This window comes from Streptomyces sp. NPDC060002 (genome assembly GCF_042737245.1).
Taxonomy (GTDB): domain Bacteria; phylum Actinomycetota; class Actinomycetes; order Streptomycetales; family Streptomycetaceae; genus Streptomyces.
The window spans coordinates 111,262-131,039 of record NZ_JBHWUW010000015.1 but is presented as its reverse complement, the minus strand read 5'-3'; the positions used below and the strand labels follow the sequence as shown (position 1 = coordinate 131,039).

Annotated in this window: 18 protein-coding genes; 7 read left to right on the top strand and 11 right to left on the bottom strand. The window is 72.9% G+C overall.

Annotated features, from left to right (window positions below; all coding sequences use genetic code 11):
* Positions 1-94 precede the first annotated feature (94 nt).
* The gene (locus ACFWBD_RS16500; protein WP_385667304.1) at positions 95-1,438 is read left to right on the top strand and encodes a nucleobase:cation symporter-2 family protein; all 1,344 of its coding nucleotides are present in this window, start codon (positions 95-97) and stop codon (positions 1,436-1,438) included.
* On the opposite strand, the gene ACFWBD_RS16495 is transcribed toward ACFWBD_RS16500, so the two are convergent.
* Positions 1,404-2,006, bottom strand: a complete 603-nt coding sequence (locus tag ACFWBD_RS16495; RefSeq protein WP_385667275.1) for a 3'-5' exoribonuclease domain-containing protein — start codon at positions 2,004-2,006, stop codon at positions 1,404-1,406. The genes ACFWBD_RS16500 and ACFWBD_RS16495 overlap by 35 nt on opposite strands.
* A gap of 44 nt (positions 2,007-2,050) precedes the next feature.
* Positions 2,051-2,899 carry a helix-turn-helix domain-containing protein gene (locus tag ACFWBD_RS16490; RefSeq protein ID WP_385667274.1) on the bottom strand — a complete coding sequence of 283 codons (849 nt, stop codon included), beginning with the start codon at positions 2,897-2,899 and terminating at the stop codon, positions 2,051-2,053.
* Between the two features lie 96 nt (positions 2,900-2,995).
* Between ACFWBD_RS16490 and ACFWBD_RS16485 the strand changes: the two genes are divergently transcribed.
* Positions 2,996-3,847 carry an NAD(P)H-binding protein gene (locus ACFWBD_RS16485; RefSeq protein WP_385667273.1) on the top strand — a complete coding sequence of 284 codons (852 nt, stop codon included), beginning with the start codon at positions 2,996-2,998 and terminating at the stop codon, positions 3,845-3,847.
* A 220-nt stretch (positions 3,848-4,067) separates the two neighbouring features.
* On the opposite strand, the gene ACFWBD_RS16480 is transcribed toward ACFWBD_RS16485, so the two are convergent.
* Positions 4,068-5,420, bottom strand: coding sequence for an MFS transporter (locus tag ACFWBD_RS16480; RefSeq protein ID WP_385667272.1), 1,353 nt, complete (start codon positions 5,418-5,420; stop codon positions 4,068-4,070).
* A 227-nt stretch (positions 5,421-5,647) separates the two neighbouring features.
* Between ACFWBD_RS16480 and ACFWBD_RS16475 the strand changes: the two genes are divergently transcribed.
* Positions 5,648-6,043 (top strand): winged helix-turn-helix transcriptional regulator, encoded by a 396-nt coding sequence (locus tag ACFWBD_RS16475; RefSeq protein ID WP_385667271.1) that lies wholly within the window; start codon positions 5,648-5,650, stop codon positions 6,041-6,043.
* 1 nt (position 6,044) lies between these two features.
* On the opposite strand, the gene ACFWBD_RS16470 is transcribed toward ACFWBD_RS16475, so the two are convergent.
* The 4 genes from ACFWBD_RS16470 to ACFWBD_RS16455 all read right to left on the bottom strand — a co-directional run bounded on the left by ACFWBD_RS16470 (position 6,045) and on the right by ACFWBD_RS16455 (position 9,172).
* On the bottom strand, positions 6,045-6,467 hold the full coding sequence (locus ACFWBD_RS16470; RefSeq protein ID WP_385667270.1) for an acyl-CoA thioesterase: 423 nt from the start codon (positions 6,465-6,467) through the stop codon (positions 6,045-6,047).
* 58 nt (positions 6,468-6,525) lie between these two features.
* Entirely contained in the window at positions 6,526-7,194 is a 669-nt protein-coding gene (locus tag ACFWBD_RS16465; protein ID WP_385667269.1) for a hypothetical protein, read from the bottom strand.
* Positions 7,195-7,241: 47 nt separating this feature from the next.
* On the bottom strand, positions 7,242-7,847 hold the full coding sequence (locus ACFWBD_RS16460; RefSeq protein ID WP_385667268.1) for a histidine phosphatase family protein: 606 nt from the start codon (positions 7,845-7,847) through the stop codon (positions 7,242-7,244).
* A 116-nt stretch (positions 7,848-7,963) separates the two neighbouring features.
* A complete protein-coding gene (locus tag ACFWBD_RS16455) occupies positions 7,964-9,172 on the bottom strand; it encodes a pyridoxal phosphate-dependent aminotransferase (protein WP_385667267.1) in 1,209 nt (402 codons plus the stop codon).
* Positions 9,173-9,259: 87 nt separating this feature from the next.
* Between ACFWBD_RS16455 and ACFWBD_RS16450 the strand changes: the two genes are divergently transcribed.
* The gene (locus tag ACFWBD_RS16450) at positions 9,260-9,901 is read left to right on the top strand and encodes a winged helix-turn-helix transcriptional regulator (protein WP_385667266.1); all 642 of its coding nucleotides are present in this window, start codon (positions 9,260-9,262) and stop codon (positions 9,899-9,901) included.
* A gap of 116 nt (positions 9,902-10,017) precedes the next feature.
* Here the strand turns inward: ACFWBD_RS16450 and ACFWBD_RS16445 are convergent, their stop codons facing one another.
* The 3 genes from ACFWBD_RS16445 to ACFWBD_RS16435 form a co-directional block, all read right to left on the bottom strand.
* Positions 10,018-10,902: a hypothetical protein gene (locus tag ACFWBD_RS16445; protein ID WP_385667265.1), complete on the bottom strand. Its 885-nt coding sequence runs from the start codon at positions 10,900-10,902 to the stop codon at positions 10,018-10,020.
* The gene (locus tag ACFWBD_RS16440; protein ID WP_385667264.1) at positions 10,902-12,164 is read right to left on the bottom strand and encodes a VWA domain-containing protein; all 1,263 of its coding nucleotides are present in this window, start codon (positions 12,162-12,164) and stop codon (positions 10,902-10,904) included. Before ACFWBD_RS16440 ends, ACFWBD_RS16445 begins: the two co-directional genes overlap by 1 nt.
* A 102-nt stretch (positions 12,165-12,266) precedes the next feature.
* Positions 12,267-13,793, bottom strand: a complete 1,527-nt coding sequence (locus ACFWBD_RS16435) for an IucA/IucC family protein (protein ID WP_385667263.1) — start codon at positions 13,791-13,793, stop codon at positions 12,267-12,269.
* Between the two features lie 102 nt (positions 13,794-13,895).
* Between ACFWBD_RS16435 and ACFWBD_RS16430 the strand changes: the two genes are divergently transcribed.
* The gene (locus tag ACFWBD_RS16430; RefSeq protein ID WP_385667262.1) at positions 13,896-15,455 is read left to right on the top strand and encodes an IucA/IucC family protein; all 1,560 of its coding nucleotides are present in this window, start codon (positions 13,896-13,898) and stop codon (positions 15,453-15,455) included.
* Between the two features lie 131 nt (positions 15,456-15,586).
* The gene (locus tag ACFWBD_RS16425; protein ID WP_385667261.1) at positions 15,587-17,089 is read left to right on the top strand and encodes an amidohydrolase family protein; all 1,503 of its coding nucleotides are present in this window, start codon (positions 15,587-15,589) and stop codon (positions 17,087-17,089) included.
* A gap of 319 nt (positions 17,090-17,408) precedes the next feature.
* On the opposite strand, the gene ACFWBD_RS16420 is transcribed toward ACFWBD_RS16425, so the two are convergent.
* Entirely contained in the window at positions 17,409-18,740 is a 1,332-nt protein-coding gene (locus ACFWBD_RS16420; protein ID WP_385667260.1) for a lysine N(6)-hydroxylase/L-ornithine N(5)-oxygenase family protein, read from the bottom strand.
* Positions 18,741-18,821: 81 nt separating this feature from the next.
* Between ACFWBD_RS16420 and ACFWBD_RS16415 the strand changes: the two genes are divergently transcribed.
* The gene (locus ACFWBD_RS16415; RefSeq protein ID WP_385667259.1) at positions 18,822-19,775 is read left to right on the top strand and encodes a methionyl-tRNA formyltransferase; all 954 of its coding nucleotides are present in this window, start codon (positions 18,822-18,824) and stop codon (positions 19,773-19,775) included.
* Positions 19,776-19,778: the final 3 nt, after the last annotated feature.

Here is a 19,778-nt window from a genome sequence, read left to right as displayed (position 1 = left end):
GCGTCAGAGCCGACGTGTACCCGACCGGAGGAGAGCCGCCGTGTCCCCGCATGCAGTCGACCACCCCGTCGACGAGAAACTCCCCGCCCCGAGAATGGCGACGAGCGGCCTCCAGCACGTGGCCGCCATGTACGCGGGAGTCGTCGCCCCGCCCCTGATCGTCGGCGCGGCCGCAGGCCTCACCGGCACCGAACTCACCTTCCTCACGGGCGCCTGCCTGTTCACGGCCGGCCTCGCCACCTTCCTCCAGACGCTGGGCGTCTGGAAGATCGGCGCACGCCTTCCCTTCGTCAACGGTGTCACCTTCGCCGGGGTAGCCCCCATGACGGCGATCGTGGCCGCCACCGACGACAAGCGGGACGCCCTGCCCGTCATCTTCGGCGCGGTGATCGTCGCCGGCCTGCTGGGCTTTCTGGCCGCGCCCGTCTTCTGCAAGGCGGTCCGCTTCTTTCCGCCGGTCGTCACCGGGACGGTCATCACCCTGATCGGCGTCTCCCTGCTCCCCGTCGCCTTCGGCTGGGCACAGGGTCCCGACCCCGCGGCGGCGGACTACGGTTCGACGACGAACCTGGGTCTCGCGGCGGCGACCCTCCTGATCGTGCTGCTCCTGCGCCGCTTCACGCGCGGCTTCGTCAAGCAGGTCGCCGTCCTGCTCGGGCTGGTCGCCGGCACGCTCCTCGCGATCCCCTTCGGCGGCACGGACTTCGGCCCGGTGGCCGACGCGGACGTCATCGGCTTCCCCACCCCGTTCCACTTCGGCGCCCCGCAGTTCCAGCTCGCGGCGATCCTGTCGATGTGCGTGGTGATGGTGGTCTCGATGACCGAATCCACCGCGGACATGCTGGCGTTGGGGGAGATCGTCGAACGCCCGGCGGACGAGCGGACCATCGCGGCCGGCCTGCGCGCCGACACCCTGGGCTCGGCACTCAGCCCGGTCTTCAACGGCTTCATGTGCAGCGCCTTCGCCCAGAACATCGGGCTGGTCGCGATGACGAGGATCCGCAGCCGCTATGTCGTCGCCACCGGCGGCGGCTTCCTCGTCCTGATGGGCCTGTGTCCGGTGGCCGCCTCGCTCATCGCCGTCGTACCCCGTCCGGTCCTCGGCGGCGCCGGTGTCGTCCTGTTCGGCTCGGTCGCCGCCAGCGGCATCCAGACGCTGGTCCGGGCCGGCCTGGAGAGGGACAACAACGTCCTGATCGTCGCCGTCTCCCTGGCCGTCGGCATCATCCCGATCACCGCGCCGGCGTTCTACCACGCCTTCCCGGAGACGGCGAAGATCGTCCTGGACTCGGGCATCTCCACGGGCTGCCTGGCCGCCGTCCTGCTCAACCTGGTGTTCAACCACCTCGGCCAGGGGCGGAACGCGGCGGACGTGACCCACCCGATGGAGGCGGGGGAGGAACTCAACCGGACGACCCGGGCCCCGGCCACGCCATGAGGTTCGCGAGCAACTCGGCCTGTTCCACGGCGTCGTCCAGCGCGTGATGCGTGTGAGGGCGCCGGGACAGCAGGTGCGCCGGCATCGTCCGCTTCGCCACCGCCCGCAGCGGCAGCCCCGCCTTGGTGGCGTACAGCGTCTTCATGTCGAGGCAGCCGGAGTGCCCGAAGGGGCTCTCCCCGGTGAAGCGGATCAGGTACCAGTACAGGAACGTCCAGTCGTACGACGCCGGGTAGCCGCACATCACCGGCTGGGCGTCGGCGCTCACCTCGCGCACCCAGCGGGTGAACTGGGCCAGAGCCAGAGCGGGTTCGAGCCCCTCCTCGACCAGACGATCCCGGTCGAGCCCGCTCACGGCCAGCGCCTCGGGCACGAACTCGTCGCTGACCGGCCGTAGTTCACGGTAGAAGGTCTGCCGGGTGGGGTCGGCGGCGGTGAACCCGTCGGCGTCCTGCCGCCCCGCGACCGCCGCGCCCAGACTCAGCAACGAGTACGGTCCCGGGATCGGACCGTCCGCCTCGACGTCGACGGAGATGTAGAGGCTGGGTTTCACGCGTCGTACGGACATGGGACCGGAGCATCGCAGGTCCGCCCGGCTCCCCGCATCCGAATTCACCGCTGCCGCAGCGCCTGGCAGGGTGTGGCCCGGGGCAGCCGCCCCGTGAAGAACGCCCGTGGCGGGACACCCATCAGGGTGCGGAAGTCGGCCGTCATGTGCGACTGGTCGTAGTAGCCGGTGGCGGCGGCGAGTTCGGCCCACGGGGCGGATGCCGCGTGCGTGAGGATGTGGCGCAGCCGGTCGATACGGGCGTAGTGCTTGGGGGAGACGCCCACGCCGTCGGCGAACAGGTTACGCAACTGGCGTTCGCTGACCGCGAGTTCCCGGGCCACGTCACGTACGGGGGCGGGGGTGCGGTACGGGCGGGTCGACAGGGCGTCGACGGCGGCCCGCAGCAGCCGCTCGCGCGGGCCGTCCCCGGCGGGTGGCAGCAGCTCCGCCAGACGCGCCGTGATCCCGTCCCGCCCGACCCCGGTCAGCTCGCGGGCGAGACGCCGGGCCGTCCCGGCCGGCAGGTCGCCGAGCGGGACCACCCGGCCGACGAGGTCCACTGCCGCGACGCCGAACAGCGGGCCCACCACCCCTGGTTCCAGGCGCAGTTGGACACATGACACCGACCGCTTGTGCAGGTCCGTGTGGTACGAGGCACGAGTGCGCGGGCCCACCACCAGGGTGTCGCGGCGCCCGCTCTCCTCCTCGCGGACGACCACCTTCGTGTCGGCGTCCGGCACGTGCGCGAAGGCGTCGTCGAAGGGGCCGTCGACCGTGACCGCTCCGATGCCGGTGAACCAGGGGCGCAGCGCGGAGGGGACGGGCAGAGCCCGCTCGGACGGGGACGGGGACGTGGAGGGGGAGGGGGACGGGGGCGGCGGATCCGCCGGATCAGCGTTGCTGTTCGTCACGCCTCCACGGTAAGCGCGTCCCGGGCTCTCCCGGGCGGCCGAAGCGTGCCGGAATTTCCTAGCGACGAGGCGTGGGCGGACGTCAGCGTGGTCGACATGATTCTTGTGACCGGTGCCACGGGCACCATCGGCAGCGAACTCGTACGACACCTGGCCGCGCGCGGCGAGAAGGTGCGTGCCCTGACCCGCGACCCGGCGAGGTCGCAGCTGCCTTTGGAGGTCGAGGTGGCACGTGGGGACTACCTCGACCGCTCCTCCCTGGAGGCGGCGATGTCCGGAGTGACGGCGGCCTTCCTGGTGGGCGTGCCGGGACCGTCCGTGCAGCACGACGGCGCGCTGGTGGCGGCGGCGCGGGCCGCGGGCGTGCGGCGGCTGGTCAAGCTGTCCGCGATCGCCACCGGGGATCCCGAGGTGGGTCCGAGCGGGGAGTGGCATGTCGCGGGCGAGCGGGCCGTCCGGGAGAGCGGCGCCCAGTGGGTGGTGCTCCGGCCCTCCTCCTTCGCCTCGAACACGCTCGGTTGGGCGCAGGCGATCGGCGCCGGCGAGCCGGTGCCGAACCTGAGCGGCGACGGGCTCCAGGGCGTCGTCGATCCGCGGGACGTGTCCGAGGCGGCGGCCGTGGTCCTGCTCGACGAGCGGTGGGCGGGGCGGACGTACACGCTGACCGGACCGGAGACCGTCAGCGTGCCCGGCCAGGCCGCCGTCCTCACGGATGTCCTCGGCCGGCCGGTGACGACACACGACCTCGCCCCGGACGAGGTGCGCGAGCACCTCCTCGGCTGGGGGCAGGACGAGGCCGTCGCGGACGGAATCGCGCGGGGCTCCGCGTACGTCCGCCGAGGCGGGAACGCCGTCGTCACCGAGGACCTGCGGGAACTGCTGGGGCGTCCGGCGCGGACGTACCGCGCATGGGCGCGGGACCACCGGGAGGCCTTCGGGACGGCATGAGGAAGCGGGGGCGGCCGACCGGGCTCCACGCCCCACCGCCCGCCCCCACCGCGCCTTCGCCCTCCCGGCCGCCCGCCTCGCTGGCCCTCGCCCGGGTCGGTGTCTGTCTCGCTGGGCCTCGCCCGGGTCGGTCTCAGCCCCACCGCACCTTCGCCCGGCCGCCCGCCCTGCTGGGCCTCCGCTCGCCGGCCCCCGGCCGCTCTCGGCCCCCGCCCCCCTCTCAGCCCCCGTCCCCCTCCGTGCGCCTCGTGCGCAGGGTCGTTGCTGCGAGTGTCAGGGCTGTCGCCGCGGTCACCGAAGCCACCCGGAACGCCAGTTGGTAGCCCTCCGCCGTGGCCGGCAGCAGCTGGGTGCCCGCGCCCAGCAGGTCGTCCGTGCGGCTCGCGGCCAGGGTCGACAGGACCGCGAGGCCGAGCGAACCGCCCACCACCTGGGTGGTGTTGAAGAGACCGGACGCCAGGCCGCCGTCCTCCTCCCGGGCTCCGGACATGGCCAGTCCGGTCAGCGCGGGCATCGCGGCGGCGAATCCGGCGGCCATCAGCAGCATGGGCGGGAGGAAGTCGGCGGCGTAGGAGCCGTCGGCCGGTGCGCGGCTCAGCAGTGCCATGCCGGCGGTGATCAGCGCCAGACCGGCCAGCAGGACGCGGTACGGGCCGAAGCGGCCGATGGTCCGCGCGGACAGGAGCAGCATCAGCAGGCCGATCGCGACCGGCGCGGGCAGGAACGCCGTTCCGGTCGCCAACTCGCCGTATCCGAGGACACGTTGCAGGTACAGCGCGCCGATGAACTGGAAGCCGTACATCGTCGCGATCATCAGTACCTGGACGGCGTTCGCGCCGCTGAGCAGCCGGGAGCGGAACAGCCGCAGCCGCAGCAGCGGGCGCGCGGCCCGGGCCTGGCGCAGGACGAACCCCGTGAACAGGGCCACGGCGAGCAGGGCCAGGAGCGCTGTGGCGGTGCCGTCGCGGTCGCCGGCGCCGACGATGACGTACACGGTCAGCATGAGCGCGCTCGTGACCAGGGCCGCGCCCGGGTAGTCGGCGCCCTTGCCGAGCCCGGCGCCGTTCTCCGGCGCGAGGACACGGACGGCCGCGAGCCAGGCCACGATGCCGATCGGCAGGTTGATGAGGAAGATCCAGTGCCAGTTGACGAGTTGGGTGAGCGCCCCGCCGAGGAACGTGCCCAGCGCGCCGCCCCCCGCGCCGACCGCGCTGAACACCGCGATGGCGCGGGCCTGTTCGCGCGGCTCGGGGAAGAGCGTCACGAGCATGCCCAGGACCACCGCCGAGGTCATCGCCCCGCCGACGCCCTGCAGGGCACGCGCCGCGATGAGGACCCCCTGGCTGCCGGCGACCCCGCACAGCACGGACGCCGCGGTGAACACCGCGAGGCCCGCCGTGAACATCCGCTTGCGTCCCACCAGGTCGCCGAGCCGGCCGACCAGCAGGAGCAGACCGCCGAAGGGGATGAGATAGGCGTTGACGACCCAGGCCAGACCCGGGCCGCTGAACCCGAGGTCGCCCTGGATGGCGGGCATCGCCACGGTGACGATGTTGCCGTCCAGGATCGTCATCAGGGTTCCCGCGCACAGGACGACGAGGGACGCCCAGCGGGAGTAAATTCGTTTCGACGCCGACGGGTGTGCCGGTGTCGGTGCAGGTGTCTGTGTCTGTTTCGGGGACTCGGCTGTGGCCGTCATGGCGGCGTGGCCTCCACTTTCTCCAGGGGAACCCTTGGTGCACGACTTGTAACGGGGTCCATCGTGGGTAACCATGGAGAACGGCATAAGGAGGCACTTCGATGTCCCAGGGGAACACCGGTGTTACCTCGCAGGTCGTGAACGCGCACGCCTGCCCGGTGCGAGAGGTTCTTGACAGGGTCTCGGGGAAGTGGAGCGTGCAGATCCTCGTCGCGGCGGCGCACGGTCCCATGCGTTTCACGGAGCTGGAGCGCAGCATCGAGGGCATCAGCCGTCGCATGCTGACACTCACGCTGCGCAACCTGGAGCGCGACGGACTGGTCACCCGCACGGTGCATCCGACGGTGCCGCCCAAGGTCGAGTACGAACTGACCCCGGTGGCGCAGGAGTTGCACGAGACCCTGCAGCGTCTGACCAACTGGGCCGAGCGCAACAGGGTCTATATCGCCGAGGCGCGGGCGGCCTACGACACCGAGCGGCAGACCGAACCGGTGTGAACTACAGGCCGAACAGGCCGGGATCCGAGGCCAGTTCCTTGAAGTAGACCGTCGGGTCGGCGACCATCCGGCGTTCCGTGAGGTCCAGCAGCCCGCCGACCGAGGTGAGTTCGGCGGACACCGTACCGTCCGCCTTGGTGATGGTCTGCCGGATCCGGAACGTCTTTCCGTCGCCCCACTCGAAGAGGCAGGTCACGTCGACCTCGTCGCCCGCGAGGAGTTCGCGCTGGTAGCGGATGGTCGTCTCCAGGGCGACCGGGCCCACCCCCTTGGCGCGCAGACCGGCCTGGGTGATGCCCGCGGCCTGGAGCAGCGCCCAGCGAGCGTGTTCCGCGTAGTTGATGTACACGCTCTGGTTGAGGTGCCCCTGCACGTCGGTCTCGTATCCGCGCACGGTGATCCGGACGGAGAACGGCTCGCTCACGGTGTCCCCTTCTCGCTTTCTCGATGTCGGTGCCTGACCGTTGATCTTGGCATGTCCCTCACACCCGGCGCGGGGAGGCCAGCAGATAGCGCGCTCTCGTGCGGGGATCGGTGTGTTCGCCGGCCTGCCAGCCCGCCTCCTCCAGCGTCGCCGCGCAGGCCCGCAGTGTCGCGTCGTCCGGTCCGTGCACGGCGACCGCTTCCGGCTGCGGGGTCGCCCGTACCCGGTAGCCGTCGGTGCCCCGCGGCCCGGCGGGAGGGTGGCCGGCCGCCTCCAGGGCCAGCGCGGCGGCCCGCACGAGGTGGGTGCGCTCCCAGCCGCACGGCCGGTCCGTACCGCCGTCCGGGTTGGTCATCCGGCGCAGCTCGAGCAGGCCCTGCCAGGCGCTGTGCACCTCGCGGGCCCGGGAGGGAGCGGCCTGCCCGGTGTCCTCCTCGCCGCCGACGCGCGCGGCGAAGCCCCCGGTGTCCGCCGGCGGCGGCTCGGGAGCGACCCGGGAAGTGTCCTGCGGAGCGGCTTCGGATGCGGCCCCGGGCGCGGGGACCTCCTCCCGTGTCCGATGCCCCGCCGGGGTCAGGAAGTGATCGTTCGGCGGGCGCGGGTGCCGGAAGGCGAGTCCGTGCCGCACCAGCGCCGCCAGCTGGGTCGCCGTGCCCCGCAGCCGCCCGGTGACCGGGTCGGCGGCGTCGATCACACGCCGCTGGGCGGCGGTCGGCGGTCGTGTCACGGCGTGCTCCCCTCGAGTGCCGCCCCCGGCGGGGGCCTCATCGAAGGCTACGACCCGGGTCTGACATTCCAGGCGGCGATCACCGGCCGCCCGTGCTCCGTGCCCAGCCGGCACAGCGTTCCCGTCGCCAGCTGGAACAGCGCCCCGGCCGACGCCGGCAGGCCGAGCCGGCGGGCGGTCAGCACCCGCAGGAAGTGCCCGTGCGCCACCAGCACCACGTTTTCCTCGGCGTCGGCCTCGGCGTGCGCCGCGTCGACCTGGGCCAGCACCCGGTCGGCCCGCTCGCCGACCTGCTCGGGCGTCTCCCCGGGACGGTCCGGCGGGCCGGGTGCGACCCCGTCCGTGAACAGGAACCAGCCCGGTCGCGTCCGCTGGATCTCGGCCGTCGTGACGCCCTCGTCGCCGCCGTAGTCCCACTCCCGCAGACCGGCGTCGACCTGGGCCTCACGCAGTCCGATCAGGTCCGCCGTCTCCCGCGCCCGCTGCGCCGGGCTGACGAACGCGGCCCCGATCCGGTGCGAACGGATCAGCGGTTCCAGTCGTCGTGCCTCGTCCCGGCCGCGCTCGGTGAGCGGGACGTCCGTCGATCCGGTGTGCCGGCCCGAGCGTGACCATTCGGTCTCCCCGTGCCGCACGAGAAACAGGTCGCCCACGCGCGCGTGCCCCTTCCTGCCGTGCCTGTGAGCACCGTGACACAGGACCTGGGCCTGCGCACGTCAGCGATCCACGGCCGGGGGAACAGGGTCCGACGGCCCCGCCGCCTCGCCGCCTACTGCCGGTACCCGCTGAGGAACCGTCCGATCCGGCCGATCGCCGCCTCCAGGTCGTCCGCGTACGGCAGGGTCAGGATGCGGAAGTGGTCGGGGGTCGGCCAGTTGAAGCCGGTGCCCTGGACGACCTGGATCTTCTCCCTCAGGAGCAGGTCCAGAACGAACTTCTCGTCGTCGTGGATCTTGTGAACCTTGGGGTCGAGACGCGGGAACGCGTACAGCGAGCCCTTCGGCTTCACACACGAGACGCCGGGGATCTCGTTGAGCTTCTCCCAGGCCACGGTGCGCTGTTCGTGCAGGCGCCCGCCGGGGGCGGTCAGCTCATGGATGGACTGGCGGCCGCCGAGCGCGGCCTGGATGGCGTACTGCGCGGGCGCGTTGGCGCACAGCCGCATGGAGGCCAGCATGGTCAGGCCCTCCAGGTAGCTCTTCGCGTGCTGCTTCGGGCCGGTGACGACCAGCCAGCCCGAGCGGAAACCGGCCACCCGGTACGTCTTGGACAGGCCGCAGAAGGTCAGGACCACGAGGTCGGGCGCGAGCGCGGCGGCCGAGTGGTGGACGGCGTCGTCGTAGAGGATCTGGTCGTAGATCTCGTCGGCGAAGACCATCAGACCGTGCCGGCGGGCCAGGTCGAGGATGCCCTCGATGATCTCCTTCGGGTAGACGGCGCCGGTGGGGTTGTTCGGGTTGATGATCACGACGGCCTTCGTGCGGTCGGTGATCTTCGAGGCCATGTCGTCCAGGTCCGGGTACCAGTCGGCCTGCTCGTCGCAGAGGTAGTGGACCGCCTTGCCGCCCGCGAGCGTGGTGACCGCCGTCCACAGCGGGAAGTCGGGCGCCGGGATCAGGATCTCGTCGCCGTCCTCGACCAGTGCCTGTACCGCCATCGAGATCAGCTCGGAGATGCCGTTGCCGAGGAACACGTCGTCGACGCCCACCTCCAGTCCCAGCGACTGGTAGCGCCCCGCCACTGCCCGGCGGGCCGAGAGGACGCCCCGCGAGTCCGTGTAGCCGTGCGCCTGGGGGAGCATCCTGATCATGTCCTGGAGGATCTCCTCGGGCGCCTCGAAGCCGAAGAGCGCGGGGTTGCCGGTGTTCAGGCGCAGGACGCTGTGGCCCGCCGCCTCCAGCGCGTCTGCGTGCTCGATCACCGGGCCGCGGATCTCGTAACAGACCTCGCTCAGCTTGTTCGACTGCCGGAACTCCATGCGCGCTCGCCCCTCCGGTTCGTTGTGATGCTTGGTTTTACCAAGCTCAAGCTTGGAAAGTCCAACGACATGTCTAGACTGCGTGCCATGTCACCTCGCCGAAGCTACGACCAGTACTGCTCCGCCGCCCGTGCGCTCGACGCCGTGGGCGACCGCTGGACCTTGCTGATCGTCCGGGAGCTGCTCGCCGGCCCGCGCCGTTACACGGACCTGCACGCCGATCTGCCGGGTGTGAGCACGGACGTGCTCGCCTCGCGGCTGAAGGACATGGAACGGGACGGGCTGGCCACCAGGCGCCGGCTGCCTCCGCCGGGCGCGGCCTACGTGTACGAACTCAACCGACGCGGCCGGGAGTTGCTGCCCGTCCTCCAGGCCCTGGGGGAGTGGGGTGAGGGCGAACTCGGCGAGCGGCGGCCCACCGACGCCCTCCGTGCGCACTGGTTCGCGCTGCCCCTGCTGCGCGGGCTCGACCGCGAGGGGGCCGGGGGCGCCGGGCTCGTCGAGGTCCGGCTCGACGAAGGGGCCTTCCACCTGTACGCCGGCGCGCAGGACGGGCAGGTGTACGGCGACGGACCCGCGCCCGGTGAGCCCGACGCGCGACTCGTCCTGGACACGGACACCTGCACGGCGGTCGCGCAGGGCGAGTTGGGCGTGCTCGACGCGGTACGGGCCGGGCGGATCGAGGTCGGCGGTGACGGCACCCTGGCCAAGGCCCTGCGGGAGGCCTGAGGGCAGGCGCGGGGGAACGTTCGGGGGAGGGCGTCACGGAGGGCAGGGGAGGGCGGTACGACAGAAGGCCCGCCGCTGTGTCGCGGCAGGCCTTCTGATGAGCTGTCAACCGACGCTCACGCGCCCGGCGGTACGTGCCGTGGCCGTCCGGATCCCCGTGTCAGCGTGTACCCGCCGATCCCGGCGAGGGCGGCCAGTATCGCGCCGATCGCCGTCCAGACCCAGCGGTCGGACCACCAGCCGGACGCCCAGCCGTCGTCCGGCTCGATGCTGGACAGCACGGCCGTGGCCGACGAGTCGTCGGAAGCGTCCTCCTCGGCTTGGGACTTGACGGCGATGCCCGGAACCAGCGGCTCCGCCAGTGAGCCGTCGACGGCCGCGGCGCCCCCGATGTCCTTGGAGTCCACCCGCAGTTCCGTGCCGACCGGCAGACCCAGGTCGGCCGCCTTCAGATCGATGGCGGTCAACCGGACGTAGTACGTGCCCGGCAGCGGGTCGTCGGCCCACGGCTCCGACCAGGCGCGGACCGTGCGCAGCACACAGGCCAGTTCCAGCGAGGCCGTGCCCTGGGCGGCGGTGCGCGTCTGGGCGCCGTACTGGCAGGCCTGGCGGCGCCGCAGGCCGTCGTACACGTCGATCTGCCAGGTCTGCGTGGTGTGGGCCTGAGGCAGCTTCACCGTCGCCTTGACGGTCGGGCGTTGCCCGGTGTCCGCCGGGAACGACCAGTAGAGGTAGTCGCCCGCGGACCCGCTCGCCGTCGCCGTCTGCCCCTGGTCGATCTCCGTCGCCGTACGGAACGAGGTGCCCGCCTCGGTCGGCGCGGAGCTGTCGCCCGACGGGCTCGCCGACGGGGTGGAGTCGGCGGCGGCCGGTACGGCCGCCGGCCCGAGCGCCGGCCCGAGCGCCGGCCCGAGCGCCGGCCCGAGCGCCAGCCCGAGCGCCAGCCCGAGCACCGGCCCGAGCGCCAGCAGGGCGCCGCTCAACACTCGTGTGATACGCATCAGTTGGTCCTCCAGACCGCGACCCGCCAGCGGGACACCCAGCCCCACAGCACACCCGCGAGGAAGCCGAACAGCACCAGGACACCCAGCAGCCACCAGCCGCGCCCGAGGCCGAAGGAGGCCACGTCGCCCGCCTGCGACGGACCGTCGACCACGTCCACGGTCAGCTCCAGCGGCATGCCCGGCGTGGTCTTCACGCCCGCGGCCGCCGAGTAGGAGTTGGTCACCTGCACGCACACCGTCTCGGCGGGAGCCTCGTCCTCGTCGCTCTCCGCCTTCGGGTAGCGCAGACCGGCCGAGATGACGTCGGTACGGCCGTTGCCGGCCGCTTCGCCGCGCACGATCTCCCGGCCGTGCACCGTGACCGCGCGCAGCAGCACCCCGTAGTCGGGATTCATGGTCCGGTCCGCCGACACGCTCACCGAGGCGCGCAGCTCCTGGCCCGGCTCGACGTCGACCTTGTACCAGCGCTCCTGGCCGAACTCCTCGCGGTCGGTGTACAGGCCGGACTTCAGGGCCGGCGCCGCGGAGCAGGAGGCCGCGCCCTCGGTGGCGACCGGCGTCACCACGGGGTCGGCGGCCCGGTCGACCAACTGGTTGACCCGGTCGGTGAGTTCGTCGGTGTGCTCCACCGAGGTGTAGGTGCCGCCGGTCGCCTCGGCGATGCAGCTGAGCTGCTGGCGCATCTTGACGTTGGGCACCAGGCCGAGCGTGTCGATCGTCAGGCCGATGCCCTTCGCCGCGATCTCACGGGCCACCTCGCACGGGTCGAGCGGAGCGCAGGTGTCCTCGCCGTCACTGATCAGCACGATGCGCTTGGAGCCGGTGCCGCCGTCGAGGTCGTCGGCCGCCTTCAGCAGGGCCGGGCCGATCGGCGTCCAGCCGGTCGGCGACAGGGTCGCCACCGCGGTCTTGGCCTCGGTCCGGTCCAGCGGGCCGACCGGGTAGAGCTGCGCGGTGTCCTTGCAGCCTGTTTTCTGGTCGTCGCCCGGGTAGTTGGCGCCCAGGGTGCGGATGCCCAGGAGGACGTTCTCCGGGGTCGCGTCCAGCACCTCGTTGAACGCCTGCTTGGCCGCGGCCATCCGCGTCCCGCCGTCCATGTCCTTCGTCCGCATCGAACCGCTGACGTCGAGGACCAGGTCGACCTTGGGCGCGGTGGCGGTGGTCTCGTCGGCGACCGCCCCGGCCGGGAACGCGATCCCGGCCATGAGCGCGGCGAGCAGGGCGCAGACGCCCGCCGCCAGCCGTTGTGTTCTGATCATCGGCGGATCCTATTGATCAGAGGCGTCCGGCCACAAAACGGCGGCGGAACCGGTTTCGGCATCCGGGTCGGACCTCGTCGACGGCGGGCGCTCGTCCACCGGTCAACACGCCTCCACGGTCAGCGGATTGGGCAGCGCCGCCCACTGGTCCCCGGGCACCCACGCCGACAGCCGCATCAGCGTCAGCGCCTTGGCCGGAAGCGGTTCCTCGCGCAGCGCGACGAGGTCCGGCGAGCGCGGGAGATCCCGTACGGCCGTCTCCAGGGCCGCCCGCAGGACCGGGAGGCTGCCCGCCGTCCCGGCCAGCGCTCCCGCGACCAGGGAGCCGAACAACTTGCGCCGCAACGCGGTCACGTCGTCCGTGCGGATCCGCTCGGGCAGTTCGTCCGGCAGCGGGATGCCGTGCCGGGCCAGCCGGGCCGGGCTGACCCGGATGTCGGCCAGGTCGCGGTAGACCAGCCGCAGCGGGGCGCCCGACGCCGACAGCACGACCAGCAGGTTCTGGCCGTGCGCCTCCAGCGCCACGCCCAGCTCCAGCAGCCGCAGCCCTACGGTGAGCGCGAGCCGCGCGAAGTCCGCCAACCAGGAGGGGGAGCCGGGCAGTTCGGTGCCGGCGAGGGCGGCCACCGGGACGACGTGCTCGCCCGGCGCGCCGAACACGCGCGGCGACTCGCGGAACACGGCCGCCAGATCCGGGGAGTTCGCCGTTGCCGCGCCCAGGGTGCGGGTCATGTGCAGCAGACCGCCGGTGTGCGGGGTCAGGGTCTCCGCGAACGCCGAGAGGGCCGCGGAGGCGGCGATGGAGCCGATGGAGATGTCCCGGACGGAGGACGTCAGCCGGGTGCTCAGGGCGGTCTTGACGTGCGGACCGCCGGAAAGGGCGAGCGTGCGCAACGACATCAGCGGATGCGCGGGGACCCCCCGCTCGCAGGATCGCTTGAGCACGTGCGCCGCCTGCCACGGATGCACCGGGATCACCAGCCGCGTCCCGTCCCGAAGCTCCCGCGGCCACTCGCCGGACACCAGGCACTCGGCGGCCGGCACCGGCAGCAGGCCCAGCCGCACCGAGGGCCGGTGCTCGGGCCCGTACGCCAGTTGCTCCGCCACCGAGAAGCCGGGCCGCGCACGGCAGTTGGGATGGTAGGGGTGCCCGTCGACCACCCGCTGCTCCCACTCCCAGTCGTGCACCGGCCACTCGCCCGGATCCTTCAAGGAGGCGAGAGCGGGCTCCTGCCCGGCTCGCGACAGTGCCAACGACGCGACACTGTGGCCGAGTTCGCCGGCGAAGCCCGCGCCGTGCGGCACCGCAAGGTCTGTCATCAACCGCGCGGGATCCTCGTACGCCACGCCGTCCAGCCGTACGTCCGTCACGTAGGCGGCGGTCGCGTACGGATCCGCGCGCGGGCCGTGCAGACGACGGCCGTCGCGCAGCCGCAGCAGGCTCTCCCCGCCGGACTCCCCGCGGTGCGCGATCCACGGCAGGGGCTCGTGGACGAGCGCCCGCCACAGCCGGGTCAGCACGGCCGCCCTCGCCCCGGGCAGCGCGGCCGTGAACCGCGGGCCGAGCGAGGGACGGACGGCGGCCAGTTCCGCGGCCAGCTCGGCCTCGGCGGTGGGGGGACGGTGCACGGGTGGGCTCCTGAAGGTGCGGGTACGACGTCACGGAGGGGCCGTGACGACAGCGATACTGATCGTCTCCGCCCGGAAGAACCGTAGGGAACCAGGGAACCAGTGGATCGCGTGGACCTCATCCCCCCGCCCGCCGAGGCCGCGGCGACCGCCGACGGCATCGCCGAGCGCGCCGACGCCCTCGCGGCCGCGCCGCTGCTGAACTGCCTGCTGCGGGAGGTCGCCGAACCGCTGCCCCGCCCGCCGGGCGACGACGGCCGGTTCGTGTACCGGCTGCCCGGCGACGGGTCGCCCGGCAGCGACCGGCTGCTGCGCGTGCGCGGCACCCGGCGGCCCGCCGAGCCCGAGGTGTACACGGCGGGCGCCTGGCACCGCCTCGGCCATGCCGAGCTCGTCGCAACCGTCGCCGAGGTGCTGCGCGGGCACACCGGGCTGGACAACCACGAACTGCCCGCCGAGATGACCGACAGCAGGGACGTGGTGGCCGCGATGCTCACCGCACGCGCCCGTGCCACCCCGCCGCCCGGCCTCTATCTGCGCTCCGAGCAGTCGCTCCTCACCGGTCACCCCCACCATCCCGCGCCCAAGGCGCGCGGCGGCGGCCCGCCGGCCGGCTGGCTGCCGTACGCCCCGGAGGCCTACGCCCGCTTCGGACTGGTCCTGCTGGGGCTGCGCGAGGACGCGGTCGTCGAGGAGGGCGACACCTGCGCGCTGGACGCCCTCGGTACGGCCCCGCCCGGCTACCGGCTGCTGCCCGCCCACCCCTGGCAGCTCGAGCTGGCCGGCGGGGAGCTCGCCCCGGCCTTCGCCGACGGCCGCCTGGTCCGGCTCGGCACGACCGGCTTCGAGGCCTGGCCGACAGCCGCCGTGCGGACGCTCTACGCACCCGAGCGGGACCTGTGCCTGAAGTTCAGCCTCGACGTCCGCATCACCAACGACGTCCGCCGGCTGTGGCGGCACGACCTGCTGAAACTGCGCCGGACCGACGAGGCGGTGGTCCGGGCCTTCGCGGCGGGCGGTGGCCCCGATGCCCGCCGCCCGGCGGTCTGGCTGAGCGACCGCGGCTACCGCACCGCCGCGTTCGCCTTCGAGGAGCTCGCCGTCCTGGTCCGCGACGGGCTGGAGGGCGCTCTGCCGCCCGGCGCGACCCCGCTGCTGGCCGCCGGTCTCGTGGAGGGCTTCGACGGCAGCCCGCTGGCCACCGCGGCGGACCCGGCGGCCTGGTGGGAGGCGTATCTGGCCGTCGTCGTCCCGCCGGCGCTGACGGCCTTCGCCGACCACGGTGTCGTCCTCGAGGCCCATCTCCAGAACACGCTCATCGCCGTGGACGCCGAAGGCACCCCCGTGCGGGCCCTGTTCCGGGACGCCGAGGGCGTGAAACTGCTGCCGGACGTGGAGCGGGCGGCCGGCTGGGAGCGGCTGGTGTACTGCCTGGTCGTGAACCATCTGTGGGAGGTCGCGGCGGCGCTCGCCGAACGTCACCCCGGCCTCGACCCCTGGCCGGCCGTCCGCCGTGAACTGGCCCGGCACGACCTTCCCGAGGCCGCCGCCCTGCTGACCGCGCCCACCCTGCCCGGCAAGACGAACCTGCTGCTGCGCTGGACGGGCGCGGACGGCGCCGACGCCCGCTATCTGCCGCTGCCCAACCCCCTCATTCGGTGAGGCTCATTCGGTGAGGCTCATTCGGTGGGGCAGACCGGGGGACGGAAGCGCGATCACCAGATAAGGTAAGCCTAACTTTACCTGGCGGGTTCCGGGGTGTGGAGAGACGCCCGTCGCAGAGAGAGGCTCTCATGGCGGACTACGCGAGCGAGGCGCTGACGCTCGACCGGGTACGGCTCGGCGCCGGCGGGCCGCTCGCCCGGCTGCGGATCGCGGACGGCAGGGTCACCCATGTCGTCGCGGAGGCGGAGACCGGGGGAGCGGCGGCGCAGGCCGACGGCGAGCGCGTCGTCGATCTGGACGGGCGGGTGCTGCTGCCGGGCCTGTGGGACGCCCACGTCCACATGGCGGAGTGGGCGAGCGCCCGGCACCGCCTGGACCTGGCCGGAACCACCTCCGCGCGGGCGGTGGCCGAACTGGTGCGGGAGCGCGGCGGCGCGGCGCCCGACGGCACGGTGCTCTTCGGGTACGGGTTCCGGGACGGGCTGTGGCCCGACGCCCCGCACAAGCGGCTCCTCGACGCGGTGCTGCCCGACCGGCCGGTCGCCCTCGTCAGCGCCGATCTGCACGCGGCCTGGCTGAACTCCGCCTGTCTCGCCCTCGTCGGCCGGGGCGACCACCCCACCGGCCTGGTCAGGGAGACCGAGTGCCACGAGGTCCTGTCCGCCCTCCCCAAGGCGCCGGCCGCGGTGGTCGACGGCTGGATCGCGGACGCCTGCGAGGCCGCCGCCGCACGCGGGGTCACCGGCGTCATCGACTTCCAGTTCGGTGACACGGTCGCGGACTGGGAGCGGCGCTCGGCCGCGTTCCGGCCGGCCGTGCGGGTGTCGGCCGCGATCTACCCGAGCCGCCTGGACACGGCCGTGGAGCGTGGACTGCGCACGGGGGACGAGGTCGGCGCGCCCGGCGGCCTGGTGCGGGTGGGCCCGCTGAAGCTCTTCACCGACGGCTCGCTCAACACCCGCACCGCCCTGTGCCGCGACCCCTATCCGGGGCTGGAGGGCACGGACGGTTCGCACGGCATCGAGGAGACGCCACCGCACGAGCTGGTGCGGCTCATGCGGCGGGCCGCCGCGCACGGCGTCGAACCCGCGGTGCACGCCATCGGCGACCACGCCAACACGCTGGCCCTGGACGCCTTCGAGGCGGTGCGCTGCCGAGGCCGGATCGAACACGCGCAGCTGCTGAGCCCCGAGGACGTCCCGAGGTTCGCGCGGCTGGGCGTCACGGCGGGCGTCCAGCCCCGGCACGCGACGGACGACCGTGACGTGGCGGACCGGCACTGGGCCGGACGCACCGGACGCGCCTTCGCCTACGCCGATCTGCTCGCCGCCGGGGCCCGTCTGGAGTTTGGTTCCGACGCCCCGGTCTCGCCGCTCGACCCGTGGCTCGCCATCGCGTCGGCCGTCAGCCGGACCGACGACGAACGCCCCGCCTGGCACCCGGAGCAGCGTCTGTCCGTCCAGGACGCGCTGGTCGCGGCGGCCCGCGGACGCCGGCTCATCAGGGTCGGGGACCCGGCCGACCTGGTGGTCGTCGACGTGGACCCGTCGGGGGCCGGCCCGGACGCCCTGCGCGCGATGCCCGTGCACGCCACGATGACGGACGGCCGCTGGACCCATGGGCCGTACTGAGGCGGGGAGCGGCGGCCCGGTCGCGAGACCGAGGTGCGCCGGCACGTCGAGGTCCCGGTCGCCGGGTACGCGGCGCTGCGCCGCGCCCCGGAGCTCCGCGCGTGCTCGACGTGGTCGGACGACCGGTGAGAGGCCGATGCGCATGCCGTCACCCGACATGGTCCCGTACGTCATGCCCCGCCCGGCCACGCTGCCCCCGGACCGGTCGGGGGCGTTGTCCCGGGCCGGGGCGCCGAGCCCCTCGGGCGGCGCCCGGGGCCGAAGCGGGCCCCGGGCCCGGAAGGGACCGTACCCTCCGGGCCCGGGAAGTCGGGGTGGGTCAGTCCGGCGGCCTCCCGGCCAGCACGGAGCGGTGGATCTCCTCCGCCCGGACGGCGACGGTCGACAGCAGGGTGCTGGTCAGCCCGTGGGTGTGCTCGGTTCCGCCCTGGAGATAGAGGCCGGCCGTCACCTCCGGCAGGGTCTCCACCCGGTGGTCCCGGCCCACGCGGACGGCGTCCCCGTCGTCCCGGAGGCAGAGCTTGGCCGCCTCGCCGAGCAGCGAGGCCAGATCGCGCGGCCGGTAGCCGGTGGCGAGCACCAGCACGTCGGCGGCGAGCACCTGCCGCTCACCGGTGGGCAGGAACTCCACGGCGACCTCGAGACCGCCGTCGGCGCCGGGGTCCACGGCGCGGACCCGCGAGACGTTGAGGAAGCGCAGCCGTTCCCGGCCCGCAACCTTCTCCCGGTACGAGGTGGCGTACAGCGCCTCGATCAACTCCATGTCGACCACGGAGTAGTTGGTGGACCGGTGATAGTCGATCAGCGACTGCTTGACCTCGGACGGCGCCGAGAAGTAGACGTCGACGGCCTCCGGGTCGAAGATGCGGTTCGCGAACGGGCTGTCGTCGGCCGGGGTGTAGCCGTACTTGGCGAAGACCGAGCACACCTCGGCCTCGGGGAAGGTGCGGTGCAGGTAGTCCACCGCCTCGGCGGCGCTCTGCCCGGCGCCGAGCACGACGGCCCGCCGTACCGGGGCACCCGCCTCACCCAGTCGCGTGGCACGCGGGATCAACTCGCTGTTGTGCCAGACGCGTTCGGCGAGTTCCAGACCCGGCGGCACATGCGGCTCAAGACCCATGGCCACGCTGACGTTGCGGGTCCGGCGGGTCCGGCGGGTCACGGTCTCGCCGGAGCCCGCGGTGTCGCGGGAGGTGACGTCGAAGAAGGCCACCTCGCCGTCGTCGCCGCGCACCGGGTCGACGGAGACCACCTCGCTGCCGTACGAGACCAGGTGGGAGACCCGGGCGGCGGCCCACTCGAAGTACTCGTGGAACTCCATCCGCAGCGGGAAGAGGGTCTTCTGGTTCAGGAAGTCGATCAGTCTGCCCCGCTCGCGCAGGAAGCAGAGGAAGCTGTAGTCGCTCGTCGGGTTGCGCAGGGTGACGAGGTCCTTGAGAAAGGACACCTGCATCGTGGCGTCGTCGATGAGCATGCCCCGGTGCCAGCCGAAGCGCGGCTGGCGTTCCAGGAACAGCGCGTTGAGGCGGCGGTCTGCCGAGAGGCCCGTGCTGTGCTCCTCGACCGCTATGGACAGCGCGAGATTTGATGGACCGAATCCGATTCCGATGACGTCGTGGATGACGTCGGAACCCGTGAGCGGTGACTTCACCTTGGCATCGCCTCCTCAGGCAGGCCCATGCTAGATAAGGTAAGGCTTACCTTGCAATGAGTCGTTGAAGGGGAGGACGTCATGCGGGTCGTCATGCTCGGCTACCAGACCTGGGGTCACCGCACGCTTCAGGCGCTGCTGGACTCCGACCACGAGGTGGTCCTCGTCGTCACCCATCCCAAGAGCGAGCACGCCTACGAGAAGATATGGGACGACAACGTCGCCGAACTCGCGGAGAAGAACGACGTCCCCGTCCTGCTGCGCAACCGGCCCGACGACGCCGAACTGCTGGCCGCGGTGGCGGACGCCCGGCCGGACATCATCGTCGCCAACAACTGGCGTACCTGGCTGCCGCCGGAGCTGTTCGACCTGCCGCCGCACGGCACCCTCAACATCCACGACTCGCTGCTGCCGTCGTACGCGGGGTTCTCCCCGATCATCTGGGCGCTCCTCAACGGCGAGGAGCGCGTCGGCGTGACCGCGCACCGCATGAACACCGAACTCGACGCCGGGGACGTCCTGGTGCAGCGTTCGGTGCCGGTGGGGCCCGCCGACACGGCGACCGACCTGTTCCACCGCACCGTCGACCTCATCGCGCCCATCGTGCGCGAGTCGCTCGACCTGATCGCCTCCGGCCGGGACGCCGGCCAGTGGGTGCCGCAGGACCGCGCCCGGGCCAGCTTCTTCCACAAGCGGTCGGCGCAGGACAGCCGGATCGACTGGAGTTGGCCCGCGGAGCGGCTGGAACGGCTCGTGCGGGCCCAGTCGGACCCGTACCCGAACGCGTACGCCTTCCACCGCGGTCAGCGGCTGAGGATCGTCTCGGCGGCCGTGTCGCAGGGGTGCTACGGCGGCACCCCGGGCCGGATCTTCATCCGGGAGGGGGACGGCGTCGTCGTGGTGGCGGGAGCCGAGTCCTGGTCGGGCCGCTGCCGGGGTCTCCTCGTGCGGCGGGTGCGCACCGACGACGGCGCCGAGTACGCGGCTGCCGACCACTTCCGCACCATGGGCGGGTATCTGACGTCCCGGCCCTGACGG